The sequence below is a fragment of the Massilia cavernae genome (genome assembly GCF_003590855.1).
Lineage (GTDB): Bacteria > Pseudomonadota > Gammaproteobacteria > Burkholderiales > Burkholderiaceae_D > Telluria_A > Telluria_A cavernae.
In genome coordinates this window covers 19,798-36,090 of record NZ_QYUP01000149.1, presented here as the reverse complement: position 1 = coordinate 36,090, position 16,293 = coordinate 19,798, and the positions used below count along the sequence as shown (strand labels likewise).

17 protein-coding genes, 1 tRNA gene and 1 pseudogene are annotated in these 16,293 nt (G+C 59.5%); 8 read left to right on the top strand and 11 right to left on the bottom strand.

The features are described from left to right. Positions 1–365: 365 nt before the first annotated feature. On the bottom strand, positions 366–1,235 hold the full coding sequence (locus D3872_RS19805; protein ID WP_119812489.1) for a hypothetical protein: 870 nt from the start codon (positions 1,233–1,235) through the stop codon (positions 366–368). A gap of 218 nt (positions 1,236–1,453) precedes the next feature. Here D3872_RS19805 and D3872_RS19800 point away from each other — a divergent pair, with 218 nt between their 5' ends. Continuing rightward, the gene (locus D3872_RS19800) at positions 1,454–2,074 is read left to right on the top strand and encodes a recombinase family protein (RefSeq protein ID WP_119812488.1); all 621 of its coding nucleotides are present in this window, start codon (positions 1,454–1,456) and stop codon (positions 2,072–2,074) included. Between the two features lie 50 nt (positions 2,075–2,124). Here the strand turns inward: D3872_RS19800 and D3872_RS27540 are convergent, their stop codons facing one another. From D3872_RS27540 to D3872_RS25335, 3 genes are all read right to left on the bottom strand, one after another. Beyond that, the gene (locus tag D3872_RS27540) at positions 2,125–2,280 is read right to left on the bottom strand and encodes a YegP family protein (RefSeq protein WP_119812427.1); all 156 of its coding nucleotides are present in this window, start codon (positions 2,278–2,280) and stop codon (positions 2,125–2,127) included. Between the two features lie 580 nt (positions 2,281–2,860). Beyond that, complete coding sequence (locus tag D3872_RS19790) at positions 2,861–3,514, bottom strand: hypothetical protein (protein ID WP_119812426.1); 654 nt, start codon at positions 3,512–3,514, stop codon at positions 2,861–2,863. Between the two features lie 135 nt (positions 3,515–3,649). Next, on the bottom strand, positions 3,650–3,916 hold the full coding sequence (locus D3872_RS25335) for a hypothetical protein (RefSeq protein WP_147373935.1): 267 nt from the start codon (positions 3,914–3,916) through the stop codon (positions 3,650–3,652). Positions 3,917–4,205: 289 nt separating this feature from the next. Between D3872_RS25335 and D3872_RS19785 the strand changes: the two genes are divergently transcribed. Together D3872_RS19785 and D3872_RS19780 are read left to right on the top strand one after the other, a co-directional pair. Next, entirely contained in the window at positions 4,206–4,445 is a 240-nt protein-coding gene (locus D3872_RS19785) for a hypothetical protein (RefSeq protein ID WP_119812425.1), read from the top strand. A 34-nt stretch (positions 4,446–4,479) separates the two neighbouring features. After that, positions 4,480–4,680, top strand: a complete 201-nt coding sequence (locus D3872_RS19780; RefSeq protein WP_119812424.1) for a helix-turn-helix transcriptional regulator — start codon at positions 4,480–4,482, stop codon at positions 4,678–4,680. 150 nt (positions 4,681–4,830) lie between these two features. Here the strand turns inward: D3872_RS19780 and D3872_RS19775 are convergent. Next, positions 4,831–4,907, bottom strand: a tRNA-Pro gene (locus tag D3872_RS19775). Positions 4,908–5,110: 203 nt separating this feature from the next. Here D3872_RS19775 and D3872_RS19770 point away from each other — a divergent pair. Next, entirely contained in the window at positions 5,111–5,626 is a 516-nt protein-coding gene (locus D3872_RS19770; RefSeq protein ID WP_119812423.1) for a response regulator, read from the top strand. An 18-nt stretch (positions 5,627–5,644) separates the two neighbouring features. On the opposite strand, the gene D3872_RS19765 is transcribed toward D3872_RS19770, so the two are convergent. From D3872_RS19765 to D3872_RS19750, 4 genes are all read right to left on the bottom strand, one after another. Then, complete coding sequence (locus D3872_RS19765; protein WP_119812422.1) at positions 5,645–7,531, bottom strand: MFS transporter; 1,887 nt, start codon at positions 7,529–7,531, stop codon at positions 5,645–5,647. Between the two features lie 30 nt (positions 7,532–7,561). Beyond that, on the bottom strand, positions 7,562–8,299 hold the full coding sequence (locus tag D3872_RS19760) for a helix-turn-helix domain-containing protein (protein WP_229459429.1): 738 nt from the start codon (positions 8,297–8,299) through the stop codon (positions 7,562–7,564). A gap of 178 nt (positions 8,300–8,477) precedes the next feature. After that, entirely contained in the window at positions 8,478–9,800 is a 1,323-nt protein-coding gene (locus D3872_RS19755) for a homoserine dehydrogenase (protein ID WP_119812421.1), read from the bottom strand. 23 nt (positions 9,801–9,823) lie between these two features. Further along, entirely contained in the window at positions 9,824–11,053 is a 1,230-nt protein-coding gene (locus D3872_RS19750; RefSeq protein WP_119812486.1) for a pyridoxal phosphate-dependent aminotransferase, read from the bottom strand. 181 nt (positions 11,054–11,234) lie between these two features. On the opposite strand from D3872_RS19750, the gene D3872_RS19745 reads away from it, so the two are divergent. From D3872_RS19745 to D3872_RS19735, 3 genes and pseudogenes are all read left to right on the top strand, one after another. After that, positions 11,235–11,624, top strand: coding sequence for an Mth938-like domain-containing protein (locus D3872_RS19745; protein WP_119812420.1), 390 nt, complete (start codon positions 11,235–11,237; stop codon positions 11,622–11,624). 113 nt (positions 11,625–11,737) lie between these two features. After that, positions 11,738–12,205 carry a peroxiredoxin gene (locus tag D3872_RS19740; protein WP_119812419.1) on the top strand — a complete coding sequence of 156 codons (468 nt, stop codon included), beginning with the start codon at positions 11,738–11,740 and terminating at the stop codon, positions 12,203–12,205. 232 nt (positions 12,206–12,437) lie between these two features. Continuing rightward, positions 12,438–14,154, top strand: a pseudogene (locus tag D3872_RS19735) (PhoH family protein); the annotation flags it as partial. A 138-nt stretch (positions 14,155–14,292) separates the two neighbouring features. On the opposite strand, the gene D3872_RS25810 reads toward D3872_RS19735, so the two are convergent. After that, positions 14,293–14,763, bottom strand: coding sequence for a hypothetical protein (locus D3872_RS25810; RefSeq protein WP_182915869.1), 471 nt, complete (start codon positions 14,761–14,763; stop codon positions 14,293–14,295). Positions 14,764–15,032: 269 nt separating this feature from the next. After that, on the bottom strand, positions 15,033–15,185 hold the full coding sequence (locus D3872_RS27300; RefSeq protein ID WP_182915868.1) for a hypothetical protein: 153 nt from the start codon (positions 15,183–15,185) through the stop codon (positions 15,033–15,035). A gap of 202 nt (positions 15,186–15,387) precedes the next feature. Between D3872_RS27300 and D3872_RS19720 the strand changes: the two genes are divergently transcribed. Continuing rightward, positions 15,388–16,284 carry an MBL fold metallo-hydrolase gene (locus D3872_RS19720; RefSeq protein WP_119812418.1) on the top strand — a complete coding sequence of 299 codons (897 nt, stop codon included), beginning with the start codon at positions 15,388–15,390 and terminating at the stop codon, positions 16,282–16,284. Positions 16,285–16,293: the final 9 nt, after the last annotated feature.

Sequence of the window (16,293 nt, the reverse complement as noted above, 5' to 3'; positions counted from 1 at the left end):
CTCACTCAAATGATATGAGCATCAACGGTAACACTTCAATGTTGCCGAAACAACATTTTTCGCGTTGATGTGTAAATTATGAACCTGATCTCCCTGTCAATCCTGACCCGCTATTGCTACTAGGCGACGGTACCGGTTTCACTGCAGGCTCTGCACATTACGAAGTACAGCATCCTCATGCAGACAGCCCCGGACCCGGCTCACGAAGGTCTCACCCCGGAGCAGATCACCGCCCATCGGCGTGCCAAGTACGAAGCCGTGGTAGCCGCATACACTGAAGCTGAGCGTGCGGATCGTGCAGCAGCACAGGCCGACATCGCCGCTGGCATCCTGCCGTTCTGAGCAACGGCACGACCTTAGTACGGTTAGCGTTTCCCGCCAACTTTGAGGAGACGCTGAACGGCAGACGTGAGTTCCGCCTCCTCCTTCACGGCTGTAGCCATACGCTCAACTAACTCCGTAAGAACTACCCGAATACTCGTCGCCAATTCCAAGCATGCTTCATCGCTTGTGGCGTGTAGTCCTTCGCTCAGCGCAGAATGCAAGAGGGTTAGCGGGTTATGACCGTCGATTAGAAGAATGGGAGGTAGACCGTGCTTAATACGGTTCAGAGCCTCGGTAAAACGCGTTTCTTGCTTGGCAGCTCTCAGATCCTCTATCAGTTCAGGAGCCGCATCCAATTTCTCCGCAACCTTCAGAATCTCACCGATGATCTTAGATTTCTGATTTTCCACGACCCGGCGATAGTATGCGAAAGCCCCGACACCTAGTCCCTGATTTTCGCATCTTCTGCCCTTCAAGTACGCATCCCTTTCAGCCCCCATCAACGACAGAACCTTTGACGGATTTGGAGGGCCGAACTGCGGCAGTTCACCGTACTTAAACATCTCTACCTTGTCATCAGTCGTCGGTCGAACCGAAATGGCATACTGTTTTCGATGGTTGTTACAATTTCGGCAGCGGAATGTTGCGAACATAGTTGTCAATCCCTTCTTCCTATATTGGCATTCGCCAACGTGTTGAAAGAAGCGATACCCCGCGCATTGCTCCGACGTGCAATAAAGTCGCAAATCCTTCGGTCCCCAAGTAGCGTACGCGTTCTGCAAACCGCCCTGATCAACTTGAAGAAGAGTAACTTCTTTTGCTTGCCCCGGTGGAACATTTTCAAAGAAGTCCGTTTCCGAAATGGCTTCGGGGGTTGGCGTCTCTGCTGGAGATGTTAAGAGCGTTTTCACGTACAAACCTACAAAGTTAGCGTAAGGGATAGTCTGATTGCATTGCGCTTTAAAGGCAACCTACGCGTTGGTCTATTTCGAGTATAGATCAGGAAGACCACCTCCGGCTCAGTAGCTCAAGGGCTGGGCCATTAAAAAGTACCGTTTAAAATGGACCAATTTTAATATACCATGTAAAATAGACTTCACCTGCTCAGCAACCAGTGAAGGACTACACCATGTTCGTACGTGCATATCTCAGGGCCTCGACCAAACAACAGGACGCCACCCGTGCCAAGAGCCAGCTTGAAGCATTCGCTGCCGACCGTCGTCTGAGCATCGCTGCCTTCTATATTGAGAACGAATCAGGCGCATCCCTGCGACGTCCGGCCCTGTTTGAGCTGATCGCAGACGCCTCTAACGGCGATATTCTGCTGATCGAGCAAGTAGACCGCCTCTCACGCCTTAACGAAACTGACTGGGACGCGCTAAAGCAAGCCCTGAACGCCAAACAGATCAAGGTAGTAGCACTCGACCTCCCGACTTCATGGATCATGGCCGCGCCAGCCGACGACTTCACGGCACGTATGTTCTCGGCCATCAATGGGATGATGCTCGACATGCTGGCGGCAATCAGTCGCAAGGACTACATCATCCGCCGTGAACGCGCAGCACAGGGCGTACAGAAGGCGAAGGCAGCAGGGAAGTATCAGGGACGCGTCGAAGATACCGAGCGCAATGCACTAATCCAGCGGCATCTGAAAGCTGGACAATCAAGCTGGAACGAAATCATGGACTTAGTGGGATGCAGCCGGGGCACGGTAGCGAAGCAAGCTGCAATTCTGAAAGCGATGATGTAAGGAGGGAGCGAAAGGGGAAAGCACCAAGAATAGGAACTTCCCCGTACAGATTAGCCTGTATACCCGTTCCGACGCGCATTCTCTACGCAATCCGACCTGTTGGAGTAGCCCTGCGAAGAGGCACCCACGATGTTTCCGTTCGGGGCAGTACGCCTCCAGCGCCAGCTATCCGAATTATCTTTGTAAAAATCCCACTTGTCGTTCATTTACACTCCCTACCTTGGTTAAAAATCGGTCGGTGAAACGATAATAAATTTACAGTGTTGCACGGCGATTATGGGCTTGTTGCAATTCGGAATCAAGTATCCTCGACATTCAGTCGGGAAAAAGAGTAAAGCAGACTTGGCGTCACGACAGCTTGCGGCAGGACGTGGCATCCCGTCCAGCGTCTACCGCGTCCTCAAAGCCGCCGCAGCCTGAGCCTCCTACAGCCCCGCCACGCCACGATCACGCCGGGTTGTGGCTGAGCACTCCCCGCCAGCGCCAGCCGTTCCTAGCCATATTTTGAAATTCCGACACATTTTCGCTCTGGGTAGGCATATGTGCCAAGCACAGTGATGGAAACATGATGATTTCGGTGTTTCCAAAGTCGCCTACACCCATAGGCACTTCCAAATTTTTTAAATTTGGTAAATCCTGGCCCAACACTTCCCCTACTGGGACGCTGCACTTTAACTCCTGAATCTCGCCCCGATTGCATCCTCTCAGCCGTCTCTTGGCCGTGAGTGAACGTACTAGTTTCGACACCTACGGCATGAACGAGAGCACCTCCGCCTCTCACTTCGATCAGTTCATTAGGATGGTGCTGAACTGGTACTCGGTACGTAACTCGCCTTGAGAATGACACCAAATATAGTTGTCAAGAGCAGCGCCCACTTTCATCGGCACAATCGCAACGATCTTCTGAACAGGGGTGTAAAAGTGGAATCCATAAGTCGTATTCTTGTACCAACTTAGGCTGATCAGGATGGTGTAGATGGAAGTCCAAGTTGAGTAGAGTTGTGGATTACTCGCATGCAGACGCAGCGCCTCCTGCCGCAACGCTTCGCTTTTAAGCTCATCCAAAGTTCGGCGTGCGAACGCGGCCAACAACCTCTCCCTAGCCGTACCTCCCCCCTCAGTAGGCGCATCTAGCGCAGCATCAATCTTGACAAGGAAGAACTCGATGTCAGTACGGGCGGTTTGCACAAAAGCCTGCTCGAACACATGATCGCTTGTTTGACGTTGAAGGCGCACTTGCATAAATAGGACGCCGAGGGTGAGCAGCGACAGAAGCGGGCCGTATGCGCCAGACAATACCGTAGCGGTTTGAGCCCAATCCTCAGGCTTGCCACTAATTTCAAAGCCAAACTGCCAAATTAAAGCAGCAATGGGCAACAGGAGCGCAACTACGACAGCCGCACCCAAGCCAACGTAACCAAGTCGCTTTGTCGTCGCCATTTTCGTCGCTCTCCAAAGTGCGTGCAAAATAGTGTAGCGATGCTCGTGGAAGTGGGCAACGACACACAAGAAGTAAAACTAATGTTTGTCGCTTTAGCACCACCCACCCCTCAAGGTAGAAAGTTGACGCGTAACTTATCGCCTAAAAGAACTCAAGACCTGTTGAAAGTGTGCGACGGTGCTATCAAAAGCCTCCACGCCTTCCGGCTCTACTTGATCTCGCGCTACCGCTTGTAATTTCTCTAGGTTGTCAGATACGGCACCGAGCAACGGAGGTAACGACAGGCCAACCGCACCAGTCAACGCGTCAATCATCGTCCGGTGAGCTACAAGTGCTCCTGCTTGGGCCATGTTTAAGCCGTAAAGCGCCGCTACTGTCTCTTCCATTTCATTTATGTCCACGCGTATCCCCAGTTGTTATTGAAAAGTCAAATATAGCACGGTAGTACCTACCGGTTATTGAAGCCGGGCGACTCCTCCTGCATTCCGATACCGTCGGAACTGCAAACAACCCGGTCAAAAGCCCCTCCCTCACAGACATACACCTTGACAGAACTCAGCAGTATCGAGTATAGTTTCGAAATGGTGGCGATCCACTGAGGGACTTTTGCGCTCAAAAATAAGTGAACTTACTTTAATGCGTTAAATGCCCACGCCACCTATTTCTACCTACACAACGAAAGGAAACACGATGAACCACAAATTAGAACTGGAATTACACAAGAACGACTTATCAATGGATAGCGATGGCCTCCTCGGCAATACAGTAACGTCGCTCGGCCTTAACCTCTACAAGCTCAAGCATATGTGGGACATGTCCGAAGCTGAGGTAGTTGAAAAGCTAGCCTCTGACGCCGTAATCAAGGCCGAACGACGACACAAAAAGACTGGCTCGTTTTGCAAGCCGATCAAGGCAAGCCCCTTGCACTAATCAGATATCCACAAACTCAATCAATAGGAGGCATATGCAATTCGAACAACTACTCACGGTAAAACAAGTCGCAAGGAAACTGAGCATTAGCATCTCAGGCGTCTGGGCAAAGGTCCAAACGGACGACGGCTTCCCGAAACCCTTCAAACTCTCAGCGAAGCAAACCCGATGGATCGATACCGAACTCAACAACTTTGTGATGTCGAAAAGAGAAGCAAGCATGACCATGCACTAACCTAGAAGCCGCTCCAGCATCCCACTGTGAGCGGCTTTTTTACGCCTGTACCACAGGAAAGAACTAGGGCACACATAGGGCACGACAGCGAAAAAGAAAAAAGACCTACGCAGCATAACCACGTAAGCCTTTGTTTTAAAACAGTATTTTTGGTCGGGACGGTGTGATTCGAACACACGACCCCTTGCACCCCATGCAAGTACGCTACCAGGCTGCGCTACGCCCCGACGAGTTGCGAATTATATCAGAGCATTTTGAAGTTTTGGCGGGTAAAACGCACAGGTACTACGCTGCGCTGTAACCGATTGCGCTGCCGCAAGGGAATTGCCTTTCCTGCACAGAAACGCGCGGCGCGTTTCAATTTGTTCATATAATATACACAAATGGATTTTCCCTAGGAAATTTAACATCCTCCGGCAGTTGCCCAACCATGGATACCCAGGACCGCGATACCACCTGCCTGCCAGACACCGCGCAAGCGCCATCAGGAATGAATGGCGTGCTGGTCGAGCTTTTTCCAAAAAAGGAAGCCGATAAGCTGGACAGCGGACAGCCGGCGGCTTCCCCGGCGTGCCAGCGTATCAAGGTGCTGGTCGTCGACGACAACCGTGACGCCGCCGACTCGCTGCATGCCCTGTTCGAGATGGACGGATGCAACGTGGCGACCGCCTACGATGGCCTCGAAGCCGTCCGGGCGGTCGAACAGGAAATCCCCGACCTGATCATCATGGACCTCGGCATGCCGACCATGGACGGCTACGAAGCCGCGCGCCGCATCCGCCTCCAGCCCGGCTCCCAGTCCATCCTGATGATCGCGCTGAGCGGCTGGGGCCAGGGCGAAGCGCGCCAGCGCACCATCGAAGCGGGCTTCGACCACCACCTGATCAAGCCGGTCAAATACGAAGAACTCAAGAAGCTCGCCACCGCGCGTTTTAAGCGCGGCTAGCAGCGAGCCGCGCCCCTCTTACTTCCAGTCGCCGCGCAAGGCCATTACCTGTTGCTGCAGGTATTCCGGCGTCGCCTGCTGTGGCGTCACCGGCACGCCGACCGCCAGTGCCAGCTTCGAACGCGGACCGCGCGCGAAGGAACGCTCGAACGGGTTGCCCGGGTCGCGCGTCAGCAGGCTTCCCCACAACCCGCGTAGCGCCATCGGGATCACCGGCACCTTGCTGCGCTCGACGATCTTGGCGATCCCGCCGCGGAACTCATTCATCTCGCCAGTCGACGTCAGCTTCCCCTCCGGGAAAATGCAAACCAGCTCGCCTTCGTGCAGTGCCTTCGCAATATCCACGTATGCCTTCTCCATTACCCACGGGTCTTCCTTGGCGGACGCGATCGGAATCGCTTTCGCTGTGCGGAAGATCCAGCCCAGGAAAGGCGTGTTGAAGATGCGGTGGTCCATCACGAAGCGGATCGGGCGCGGGCTGGCCGCCCCGATCACGATCGCATCGACATAGCTGACGTGGTTGCAGACCAGGACCGCCGGCCCCTCCTCCGGGATGCGGTCCACGTCCACCGTCGTCACGCGGTGGATCGTATGAATCAGCATCCACGCCAGGAAGCGCATCAGGAACTCGGGCACCAGCGAGAAGATGTAAAGCGCGACCAGGGCATTGAGCAGCGCGGTGGCCAGGAACATCTCGGGAATCGTGAAGCCCTGGCTCAGCATCAGCATCGCCAGACCGGCCGCCGCAACCATGAACAGCGCATTCAGGATGTTCATGCCGCCGATGGTACGCGACAGGTGTTGCGGGTCGCACCGGGTCTGGATCAGCGCGAACAGCGGCACGATGTAAAAGCCGCCGAACACGCCCAGCATCATGATGTCGGCAAGGATGCGCAGCGAACCGGCTTGTGCCAGCAGGCCCAGCATGTCCACCGCCTCCGTGCCCTTGAATCCCAGGCTGGCGAAGTACAGGTCGATGCCGAACAGCGACAGCCCGATCGAACCGAACGGCACCAGCCCGATTTCGACCTTGTGCCCGGACAGCCGCTCGCACAGCAGCGAACCGGCGCCCACGCCAACCGAGAACACGGTCAGCAGCATCACGAACACGCTGTAGTCGCCGTGCAGGTAGTCCTTCGCGAATATCGGGAACTGCGACAGCACCAGCGCGCCGTAGAACCAGAACCACGAGTTACCCAGCATCGACAGGAATACCGTGCGGTTCTGGCGCGAGAAAGCGATGTTGCGGATCGACTCGGCCAGCGGGTTGGGATTGATCTTCAGGTCAGGGGCCGGCGCGGGCGAGTGCGGTATGCGCCAGCTGGCCACCAGGCCGACCAGCGCGAATACCAGGGTGGCTCCTGCCACCAGTTCGACGCCATAGGGCTTTGCCTGCACCAGCGCGGCGCCGATCACCTGCCCCAGCAGGATGCCGACGAAGGTACCCATCTCCACCAGCCCGTTGCCGCCTACAAGTTCCTCCGGCTTCAGGTGCTGAGGCATGTAGGCGTACTTCACCGGCCCGAACAGGGTCGAATGCAGGCCCATGCCGACCACCGCGGCGATCAGGATCCACAGCGTGTGCGTCAGCCAGCCCACCGCCGCGATCATCATGATGGCCACTTCGAGCACCTTCACGAAGCGCGCCAGCCGGCCCTTTTCCACCTTGTCCGCGATCTGGCCGGCAGTGGCGGAAAACAGCACGTACGGGAGGATGAACAGGCCGGGGATCAGGCTGTTGAGCATGGCCGGTTCCATCGTCGTCCAGCTCAGGGCGTCGTAGGTAAGCGCCACCAGCAGCGCCGTCTTGAACACGTTGTCGTTGAACGCGCCGAAGAACTGCGTCCAGAAGAACGGGCCGAAACGGCGTTGCGGCAGCAGGGAGAACTGGCTTGGTTTACTCATTCTGGTGACTCGCTCTGTGATTCAGGTAAATCAGGAAGGCTTGCGCAGCAGCGCCTTGAAGGATTGCGGCACCCATGGGCGGGCGGCGAGCATGAAACTCATCGCCTTTTTCTGCTCGAACGGCAGGCGGGTGTCATTCTGGTGCTGGTGTGCGATGTCGGCCGCCACCTGCTTCAGGCGTTCGATCAGCGCGGCGCTGGACTGCTTGGTCAGCATCACGTTGACCAAGCCGAGCGCCTCGCCCTCGCCGTCGAAGCGCGCGTCGAGATAATCGGCCGCCGCTTCGGCGCGGAAGTAGGACTGGATCGGGCCGTTCGCAATCCAGCTGAAGGTGCGCGCGATCAGCAGCTTGGCGCGGTTATTCGGCAGCAGCTCGAGGAAGCCGATCTTGTCGAGGCGGACCAGGCAGGCGGTCACTTGCGCCTCGGTCAGCTCGTAGGTGCGCACGATGTCGTCGAAGCCGATGTGGTTCATCGCCGATACCGCCACCACCAGCAGGCGCGGGTCGCCGATGATCTCGCGCTCCTGCGCCAGCGTCAGTTGGGAGATCAGGGTCGGGGCGCCTTGTGCGGCGCTCAGTTCATCGAAGCCGATGCCGCAAGCGTCCAGGATCTGGTCAAGCCGCTGCAGGGTGAAATTCTTTTGGGAGAACATCCGTTTGACGCTCGCTTCCGACATGTCGATACGCGCCGCCAGATCGCCGTAGGTGATGCCACGGCCCTTCAGCAGGCGCTTCAAGGTGTCGACAAGTGTAATCGCATGCGGCATCGGGTTGCCCTCTAGTAATCTGGTATCAGATACTAATACTTCTTGGGATCAAAAGCGATACTGGGTGGGGGATTTTTGAGGCGGGTCGGAGGGATTGTTAGCCGAAAAACCGTCGTTTCCGGCGCTGCCGGAAACGACTTCCCGGCATTGCCGGGAGCGACGTCCTTGGGGAGCCGGCTTAGCTCAGGCTTTCGAGCCTGATCTTCACCACATGCCCCACCACAGTCTCCATCTGCTCGATCTTGGCAATCGCCGCGTCGATGTTCTTCTCCTGCGTCTGGTGCGTCAGCATCACGATATCCAGGCGGGTCGCGTTCTCCGCCGGTTCCTTCTGCAACACCGCGTCGATCGAGATGCGCGCGTCGGCCAGGATGCGCGTCAGGTCGGCCATCACGCCCAGGCGGTTCTTGACGTACACGCGCAGGTAGTAGCTGGTGGTGATCTCGGACATCGGCAGGATCGCCACGTCGGTCAGCAGGTTCGGCTGGAACGCCAGGTGCGGCACGCGGTTGCCCGGGTCGGCCGTGGCCAGGCGCGTGATGTCGACCAGGTCGGCGATCACCGACGACGCGGTCGGCTCGGCGCCCGCGCCCTTGCCGTAGTAGAGCGACGTGCCCACCGCGTCGGCCTGCACCATCACGGCGTTCATCGCACCTTCCACATTGGCGATCAGGCGCTTGGCCGGGATCAGGGTCGGATGCACGCGCAGCTCGATGCCCTCCACGCCGCCAACCACCGTGCGGCGCGCGATGCCCAGCAGCTTGATGCGGTAGCCCAGCTGCTCGGCATAGCGGATATCCACGGCTTGCAGCTTGCTGATGCCTTCCACGTAGGCTTTGTCGAACTGCACCGGGATGCCGAACGCGATGGCGGACATGATGGTTACCTTGTGCGCCGCGTCCACGCCCTCGATGTCGAAGGTCGGATCGGCTTCGGCGTAACCCAGCGCCTGCGCTTCCTTCAGCGCCGTCGCGAAGTCGATGCCCTTGTCGCGCATCTCGGACAGGATGAAGTTGGTGGTGCCGTTGATGATGCCCGCAATCGATTCGATGCGGTTGGCCGTCAGGCCTTCGCGCAGCGCCTTGATGATCGGGATGCCGCCCGCAACCGCGGCCTCGAACGCAACCATCACGCCTTTTTCCTGCGCCGCCGCGAAGATTTCGTTGCCGTGCAGTGCCAGCAGCGCCTTGTTCGCGGTGACCACGTGCTTGCCGTTGGCGATCGCCTTCATGATCAGCTCGCGCGCAGTGTCGCAGCCGCCGATCAGTTCGACGACGATCTCGATGTCCGGGTGGTTGACGACCAGGTTCGGGTCCGTGACGACTTCGCAGCCGGCCCGCACGACGCCGTCGGCACGTGCCGGGTTGCGCACGGCGACCATCGCAATCTCGATCGCGCGGCCGGCGCGGCGGCGGATCTCTTCTGCGTTGCGTTCCAAAACGCTGTACGTGCCCGCGCCTACGACGCCAAGTCCGATCAGTCCTACTTTGATGGGTTTCATATTATAAGATCTAAGTTGTGTTGTCAGCCACGCCCGTGGCGGCGGCGGTATCCGTCGAGGAACCGCGCAATGCGGCCGCAGGCGTCGGTCAGGTCGTCCGAGTTGGGCAGGAAGACCAGCCGGAAGTGGTCCGGCGCGATCCAGTTGAAGCCCGTCCCCTGGACGATCAGTACTTTTTCCTCGGCCAGCAGCTCGCATGCGAACTGCTGGTCGTCCGCGATGGGGTACATCGCAGGGTCGAGGCGCGGGAACATGTACAGCGCAGCTTTTGGCTTGACGCAGGTAACGCCCGGAATATCGGTAAGCAGCTTGTGCGCCAAGTCGCGCTGCTTGAGCAACCGGCCACCGGGGCCGACCAGGTCATTGATGCTCTGGTAGCCGCCCAGCGCGGTCTGGATCGCGAACTGGCCCGGCGCATTGGCGCACAGGCGCATCGACGCCAGCATGTTCAGGCCTTCGATGTAGTCCTTCGCATGGCGCTTCTCGCCCGACACCACCATCCAGCCGGCGCGGTAGCCGCACGAGCGGTAGTTCTTCGACAGGCCGTTCAGCGTGATGAACAGTACGTCGTCGGCCAGCGACGCCATCGACACGTGTTCCTCGCCGTCGTACAGGGTCTTGTCGTAGATTTCATCGGCCAGCACGATCAGCTGGTGCTGGCGTGCCAGCTCGATGATGTCCAGCAGGACCTCGCGCGGGTACAGCGCGCCGGTCGGGTTGTTCGGGTTGATGACCACGATCGCCTTGGTGTTCGAGGTGATCTTGCGGCGCATGTCTTCCACGTCCGGCAGCCAGCCCGACTGCTCGTCGCAGACGTAGTGTACCGGGTTTCCGCCCGACAGGCTGACCGCGGCGGTCCACAGCGGGTAGTCCGGCGCCGGCACCAGCACTTCGTCGCCGTTGTTCAGCAGGCCGTTCATCGCCATCACGATCAGCTCCGAGGCGCCGTTGCCCAGGTAGATGTCGTCGATCTTCACGCCCGAGATATTCTTCTCCTGCGTGTAGTGCATCACCGCCTTGCGCGGCGCGAACATGCCCTTGGAGTCGGTGTAGCCCGCCGCGCCCTGCATGTTGCGGATCATGTCGTGCACGATCTCGTCCGGCGGGTCGAAGCCGAATACGGCGAGGTTGCCGATGTTCAGCTTGATGATCTTGTGCCCGTCCTCTTCCATCTGGCGGGCTTTTTCCATCGCCGGGCCGCGAATCTCGTAGCACACGTCGTCCAACTTGTTCGATTTCAGGATCGGTCGCAAAATCATTTCCCTGTTCAATTACCCGCGGCCGCACCGTCATGTTGCAGTGCGAAAAATACCCATTCTGCCGAAAGCCTCAGCTTTAATCAACTTATCGCGAAAATTAGCGCTTTATAAGCGTTTGTGGCATGCTACGCCCCACGCAGGTGCATTGCACTGCCAAACTACGCGCGACTCGCCAATGAAGCTACATCCCAGCATTAACAAACAATACCAAACTGTGACCGGGTACGACGAAACCGGCGTGGAAATCAACGCCGAGCGTTTCAACTACAGCCTGATCGTGCTGCCCGAAACACCGCCGCGCCCCTGGCCGGTCGCGAACTTCGACGCCCTGTCCACCGAGCATTTTGCCACCATTGAGGCCGACCTGCCCGACGTGGTGATCCTGGGCACCGGCGCGCGCCAGCGTTTCGTCCATCCGCGCCTGGTGGCCAGCCTCGCGGCCCGCCGCGTCGGAGTCGAGTGCATGGACAGCCAGGCCGCCTGCCGCACGTATAACATCCTGATGGGCGAGGGCCGCAAGGTGACCCTCGCCCTGATCATCGAAGGCGGCCAGCCGCCGGCTTGAATGCCGTACAGCAGTCCCCATATTTAGCAGGTTGTCATCTTCGCCTAACCCCCTGCCCCGCTGATGGGGGGCCTACAAAAAATCAGCGCCGACTCATCTCCAGGAGAGCACCTGTGGCTGACAGCCCATCCGCACCCGTAACGAACTTTTCGGCCGCCATGACCGGAGAACAGACCTTCCAGCTGGAAGGCCGGCCAGCGCGTTACACCGTGCTGTATTTCTACCCGAAGGACAACACCCCGGGCTGCACGACGGAGAGCATCAACTTCCGCGAGCTGCACGACCAGTTCACCAACGCCGGCGCCGAGATCTACGGCATCAGCCGCGATTCGCTGCGCTCGCACGAAGGCTTCAAATCGAAGCTGGGCCTGCCGTTCGAACTGATCTCCGACCCGGATGAAGCCGTCTGCACCCAGTTCAACGTCATGAAGATGAAGAATATGTATGGTAAGCAAGTTCGCGGGGTCGAGCGCAGTACGTTTGTCATTGACGCTAACGGTAAATTGGTGAAAGAATGGCGTGGCGTGAAAGTTCCAAATCACGCGGATGAAGTGCTGGAATTCGTCAAAAGCCAGCCCTGACTCGCACGGCTAACATGTTGATCAACCTGCTGTAGAACCTGATTGCACCAGCCCATTTTGAGTCAACCGTTTTCAAGCTTCGCATCAATCCAATCTGGCCTGTCGGCCCGGTCATCTTCCGGGTCCGACCAGCGCCCCCCTACTTCGCCCCAGCCATGTTTGAACACGATGCCGCACATAATGGCGCGCACGCTGCTGGCTGTCCCCCAGACATTTTTAGATTGAGACCCTGATGCCACTGCCAAAAATGCCAACCAAGCCAGCCACGCTGCTGCTGGCAAAAGACTACCCAAAGGCTGAACCTGGCAAGGCGGGCGCGCGTACCGTCGCCGCCGCCAAACCCAAGCTCGCCGCCGTTCCCGAAGTTGCCGATGACGAGTTGATCGCCAAGGAACCGGTCAAGGCAGCGCGCAAGACCGCAAGCAAGAAGACCGCCGCCGTGGCGGAAACCCCGCGCGTGGTGCCGGTCGCCAAAGCCGAGCCGGCCACCAGGCCGTCTCGCACCAAGGCCAAGGCGCCTTCCGAGAATGTCACCCCGCATCCGGCCAAGCACAAGCCGGTCGAAGTGCAGGTCAAGTCCTCCACCAGCCGCCTGGCCGACCAGACCGGCGGCACCAAGATGTTCGTGCTCGACACCAACGTGCTGATGCATGACCCGACATCGCTGTTCCGTTTCGAGGAGCACGACGTCTACCTGCCGATGATGACCCTGGAAGAACTGGACGACCACAAGAAGGGCATGTCGGAAGTGGCGCGCAATGCACGCCAGGTTTCGCGCACGCTCGACGCGCTGGTCGGCAACATCGACGACGGCGCCATCGAGTCGGGCATCCCGCTGGCCAAGCTGGGCAACAAGGACGCCAAGGGCCGCCTGTTCTTCCAGACCCGCGTCCAATCCGGCCCGCTGCTGCCGGAAGGCCTGCCGCAGGGTAAGGCCGACAACCAGATCCTGGGCGTGGTGCGCAACCTCGAAGCCGAGCTGCCGGGCCGCGCCATCGTGCTGGTGTCAAAAGACATCAACATGCGCATCAAGGCGCGCGCGCTGGGCCTGCCGGCCGAGGACTACTTCAACGACCACGTGCTGGAAGACACCGACCTGCTGTACTCGGGCATCATCCAGCTGCCGGATGACTTCTGGAACAAGCACGGCAAGGACATGGAGTCCTGGCAGGAGAACAAGGGCGGTTACTCCGCCACCTTCTACCGCGTCACCGGCCCGACCGTCCCTACCCTGCTGGTGAACCAGTTCGTGTTCCTCGAGCCGCGCAACGGCGAGGCGCCGTTCTACGGCCAGGTCAAGCAGATCAACGGCAAGACCGCCGTGCTGCAGACCCTGCGCGACTACAGCCATAGCAAGAACAACGTGTGGGGCGTCACCGCCCGCAACCGCGAGCAGAACTTCGCGCTGAATCTCTTGATGAACCCGGAGTGCGACTTCGTCACCCTACTGGGCCAGGCAGGTACCGGCAAGACCCTGCTGGCACTGGCGGCCGGCCTGGCGCAAGTGCTCGAGACCAAGCTGTATAACGAGATCATCGTCACCCGCGTCACCGTGCCGGTCGGCGAGGACATCGGCTTCCTGCCGGGCACCGAGGAAGAGAAGATGTCGCCGTGGATGGGCGCTTTCGACGACAACCTCGAAGTGCTGAACAAGTCAGACGGCGAAGGCGGCGAGTGGGGACGCGCGGCCACGCAGGACCTGATCCGCTCGCGCATCAAGATCAAGTCGCTCTCACACTTCATGCGCCGGCCGTACCTTTCGTCAACAAGTTCTGATCTCGCCGAAGCGCCAGACCTTTACACCGAAGCACGCTCCAGACGCTGGTGACGCGCGCCGGCCCGGGCACCAGCTCCTCTGCCTGGGCTAAACATCGCGCAGATCGAACACGCCATACCTTGACGAAGGTTTCGGCGGCCTGACAACGTGGTCGACCCGCTACAAGGGCTGGTGACGCACACGCGCCATCGTGACCCTTGGGCGCGCGGCGAACTTCTGGGCGGCCTGGCCCCGACACGCGAGCGAGTGCCCTCTAAGCCTTTTCCGCTAAAAGAAAAACCTGTACGCGCGAGGCCGTACAGGGCTTTTTTTATTGGCGCGACGGTTCTAGCGCACTTCGCAATCGATCGTGGAGTATGCGGCGCATGCTGGCCGTTCCGCCGTCCGGCCTCATGCCGGCCGACGCGTTGAACACCGGCGGCGGCGTGAACTTCAGCCCCGGGTTGGAAGGCTCGATCACTGGCGGCGTCAGGTTGGACTCGCCCGCGTCGGCGCGGATGCTGGCGTCCTTGCCCATCCAAGTCTGCCGCGCGTTCAGCACAGCCGCGCTCTTGCCCTGGTAGTCGCCGCCGACCAGCACCGTGCCGCCGCCGCCCGTGCCGCTGGCGTCGATGCGCGCGCCACCAAGCAGCGCCACGCGCTCGCCCAGCACGCTCACCTGGCCGCCCTTGCCTGCGCCGGTGGCGCTGGTGACGCTGCCTGCTTCCAGCAGCGTGTCGCCGCTGGCCTTGAGGATGATCTTGCCGCCTTCGCCGCGTACCGCGCTGTTGGCGTTTGCCACGCCACCGCGGCATTCACTTCGGACACGGGCAGCAGCGTATTCCCGGTTACTTCGAAGCCGCGGATCTCGAAGCGGATCGGCGCTTCGGTTTCGGCCACCGCATCCACATTCGGCTCGCCGCGCCCGTCGAACAGCGGCACCGGCGCCATGCCGATGTCCTTGCCGCTGGCGCCGCCCTGGTACAGGCCCAGGGTGTCATTGATCGAAATGTGGAAGCAGGCTGCGGCGGTCATCGCTGGGGCGGTACAGGGTGCCGCCGTCGGCGTCGGTCATGTGTTTGGCGACCTTGAGTATAGGTCGAGCAGCGTGCCGATGTCCGGGCTGTTGCCCAGCGCGACGCTCAGTTCGGTGAGCTGGTCGAGCCGCTGGGCGATTTGTGTGTGGTTCAGCTCGTGCATTTCCCAGGACAGCCATTTCATCATTGCTGGGCGTGACGTAAAAATGCCAGCTTGTAATTCGTCAGTGTAGCGCCAAGCGTGGCCCGATGCATATCCCGGCGCAAATTTCGAGGCGGTAACGGCCTAAAACCGCTATCATCAGTCTAAATTGCAACTGTATGCAAGGCGCCTAGCCGCGCTTCGCACAAATCGAAGAATATCGATCGGTCCTGCCGGGGAGTCTTTCATGAAATTCCGTTTCTGGGGTGTGCGCGGGTCCATCCCCTCGCCCGGCCCGCGTACAGTCAGATATGGCGGCAACACGACGTGCATCGAAGTATGCACCGACGACGGCACCCTGATCATCCTGGACGGCGGCACCGGCATTTTCAACCTCGCGCAGAACCTGCTTACCCGGCTTCCGGTACAGGCCAATATCTTCATCTCCCACAGCCACTGGGACCACATCCACGGCCTGCCCTTCTTTACGCCGCTGTTCATCCACGGCAGCCGCGTGCGGCTGCACGGCGCGGTGGATCCATCCACCGGCCACGGCATCGAGCACGTGATGGGCGTGCAGCTCCAGAACAGCTACTTCCCGGTCAGCGAAACCCAGATGGACGCGACCATCGAATACCGGACGCTGACGGCGGGCGAACCGATCGAAGTGGGCGACGCGGTGGTCGGCAACGTGGTGATGAACCATCCGGTGACCAACCTGGGCTACCGCATCAGCTGCAACGGCAAGTCGCTGTTCTTCACCGGCGACCATGAACCGTTCCATAACATCTACCCGGAAGGCGACGAGCGCCGCGCGGCCTACCAGGAATACATCGACCGGCGCCAGGGCGAGATCGACCGCTGCATGGAGGGCGTGGACGCGCTGATCATGGACTGTTCGTACACCCGCGAGGAATACCCGGCCAAGCAAGGCTGGGGCCACGGCACCTTCGATGCGGCGCTGGAAACGGCCAAGCGGGTGGGCGCGCGTACCCTGTACTGCACCCACCACGAGCCGACCCGCAGCGACGACGAGCTGGAAGCGGCGTTCGCCGACGCGATGGCGCGCCATGCGCCGCTGCCGAACGGGCTGAATGCGGTGCTGGCCTACGAAGGGCTGGAAGTCTCGCTCGATCCACGCTAACCGTGCGTG

What these genes read in the sequence shown, in the direction of transcription:
- D3872_RS19800 (WP_119812488.1), top strand. Translation starts at nt 1,454, where the DNA reads ATGTTCGTACGTGCATATCTCAGGGCCTCGACCAAACAACAGGACGCC.
- D3872_RS27540 (WP_119812427.1), bottom strand. Translation starts at nt 2,280, where the DNA reads ATGAACGACAAGTGGGATTTTTACAAAGATAATTCGGATAGCTGGCGC.
- D3872_RS19790 (WP_119812426.1), bottom strand. Translation starts at nt 3,514, where the DNA reads ATGGCGACGACAAAGCGACTTGGTTACGTTGGCTTGGGTGCGGCTGTC.
- D3872_RS19785 (WP_119812425.1), top strand. Translation starts at nt 4,206, where the DNA reads ATGAACCACAAATTAGAACTGGAATTACACAAGAACGACTTATCAATG.
- D3872_RS19780 (WP_119812424.1), top strand. Translation starts at nt 4,480, where the DNA reads ATGCAATTCGAACAACTACTCACGGTAAAACAAGTCGCAAGGAAACTG.
- D3872_RS19770 (WP_119812423.1), top strand. Translation starts at nt 5,111, where the DNA reads ATGGATACCCAGGACCGCGATACCACCTGCCTGCCAGACACCGCGCAA.
- D3872_RS19765 (WP_119812422.1), bottom strand. Translation starts at nt 7,531, where the DNA reads ATGAGTAAACCAAGCCAGTTCTCCCTGCTGCCGCAACGCCGTTTCGGC.
- D3872_RS19760 (WP_229459429.1), bottom strand. Translation starts at nt 8,299, where the DNA reads ATGCCGCATGCGATTACACTTGTCGACACCTTGAAGCGCCTGCTGAAG.
- D3872_RS19755 (WP_119812421.1), bottom strand. Translation starts at nt 9,800, where the DNA reads ATGAAACCCATCAAAGTAGGACTGATCGGACTTGGCGTCGTAGGCGCG.
- D3872_RS19745 (WP_119812420.1), top strand. Translation starts at nt 11,235, where the DNA reads ATGAAGCTACATCCCAGCATTAACAAACAATACCAAACTGTGACCGGG.
- D3872_RS27300 (WP_182915868.1), bottom strand. Translation starts at nt 15,185, where the DNA reads ATGATGAAATGGCTGTCCTGGGAAATGCACGAGCTGAACCACACACAA.
- D3872_RS19720 (WP_119812418.1), top strand. Translation starts at nt 15,388, where the DNA reads ATGAAATTCCGTTTCTGGGGTGTGCGCGGGTCCATCCCCTCGCCCGGC.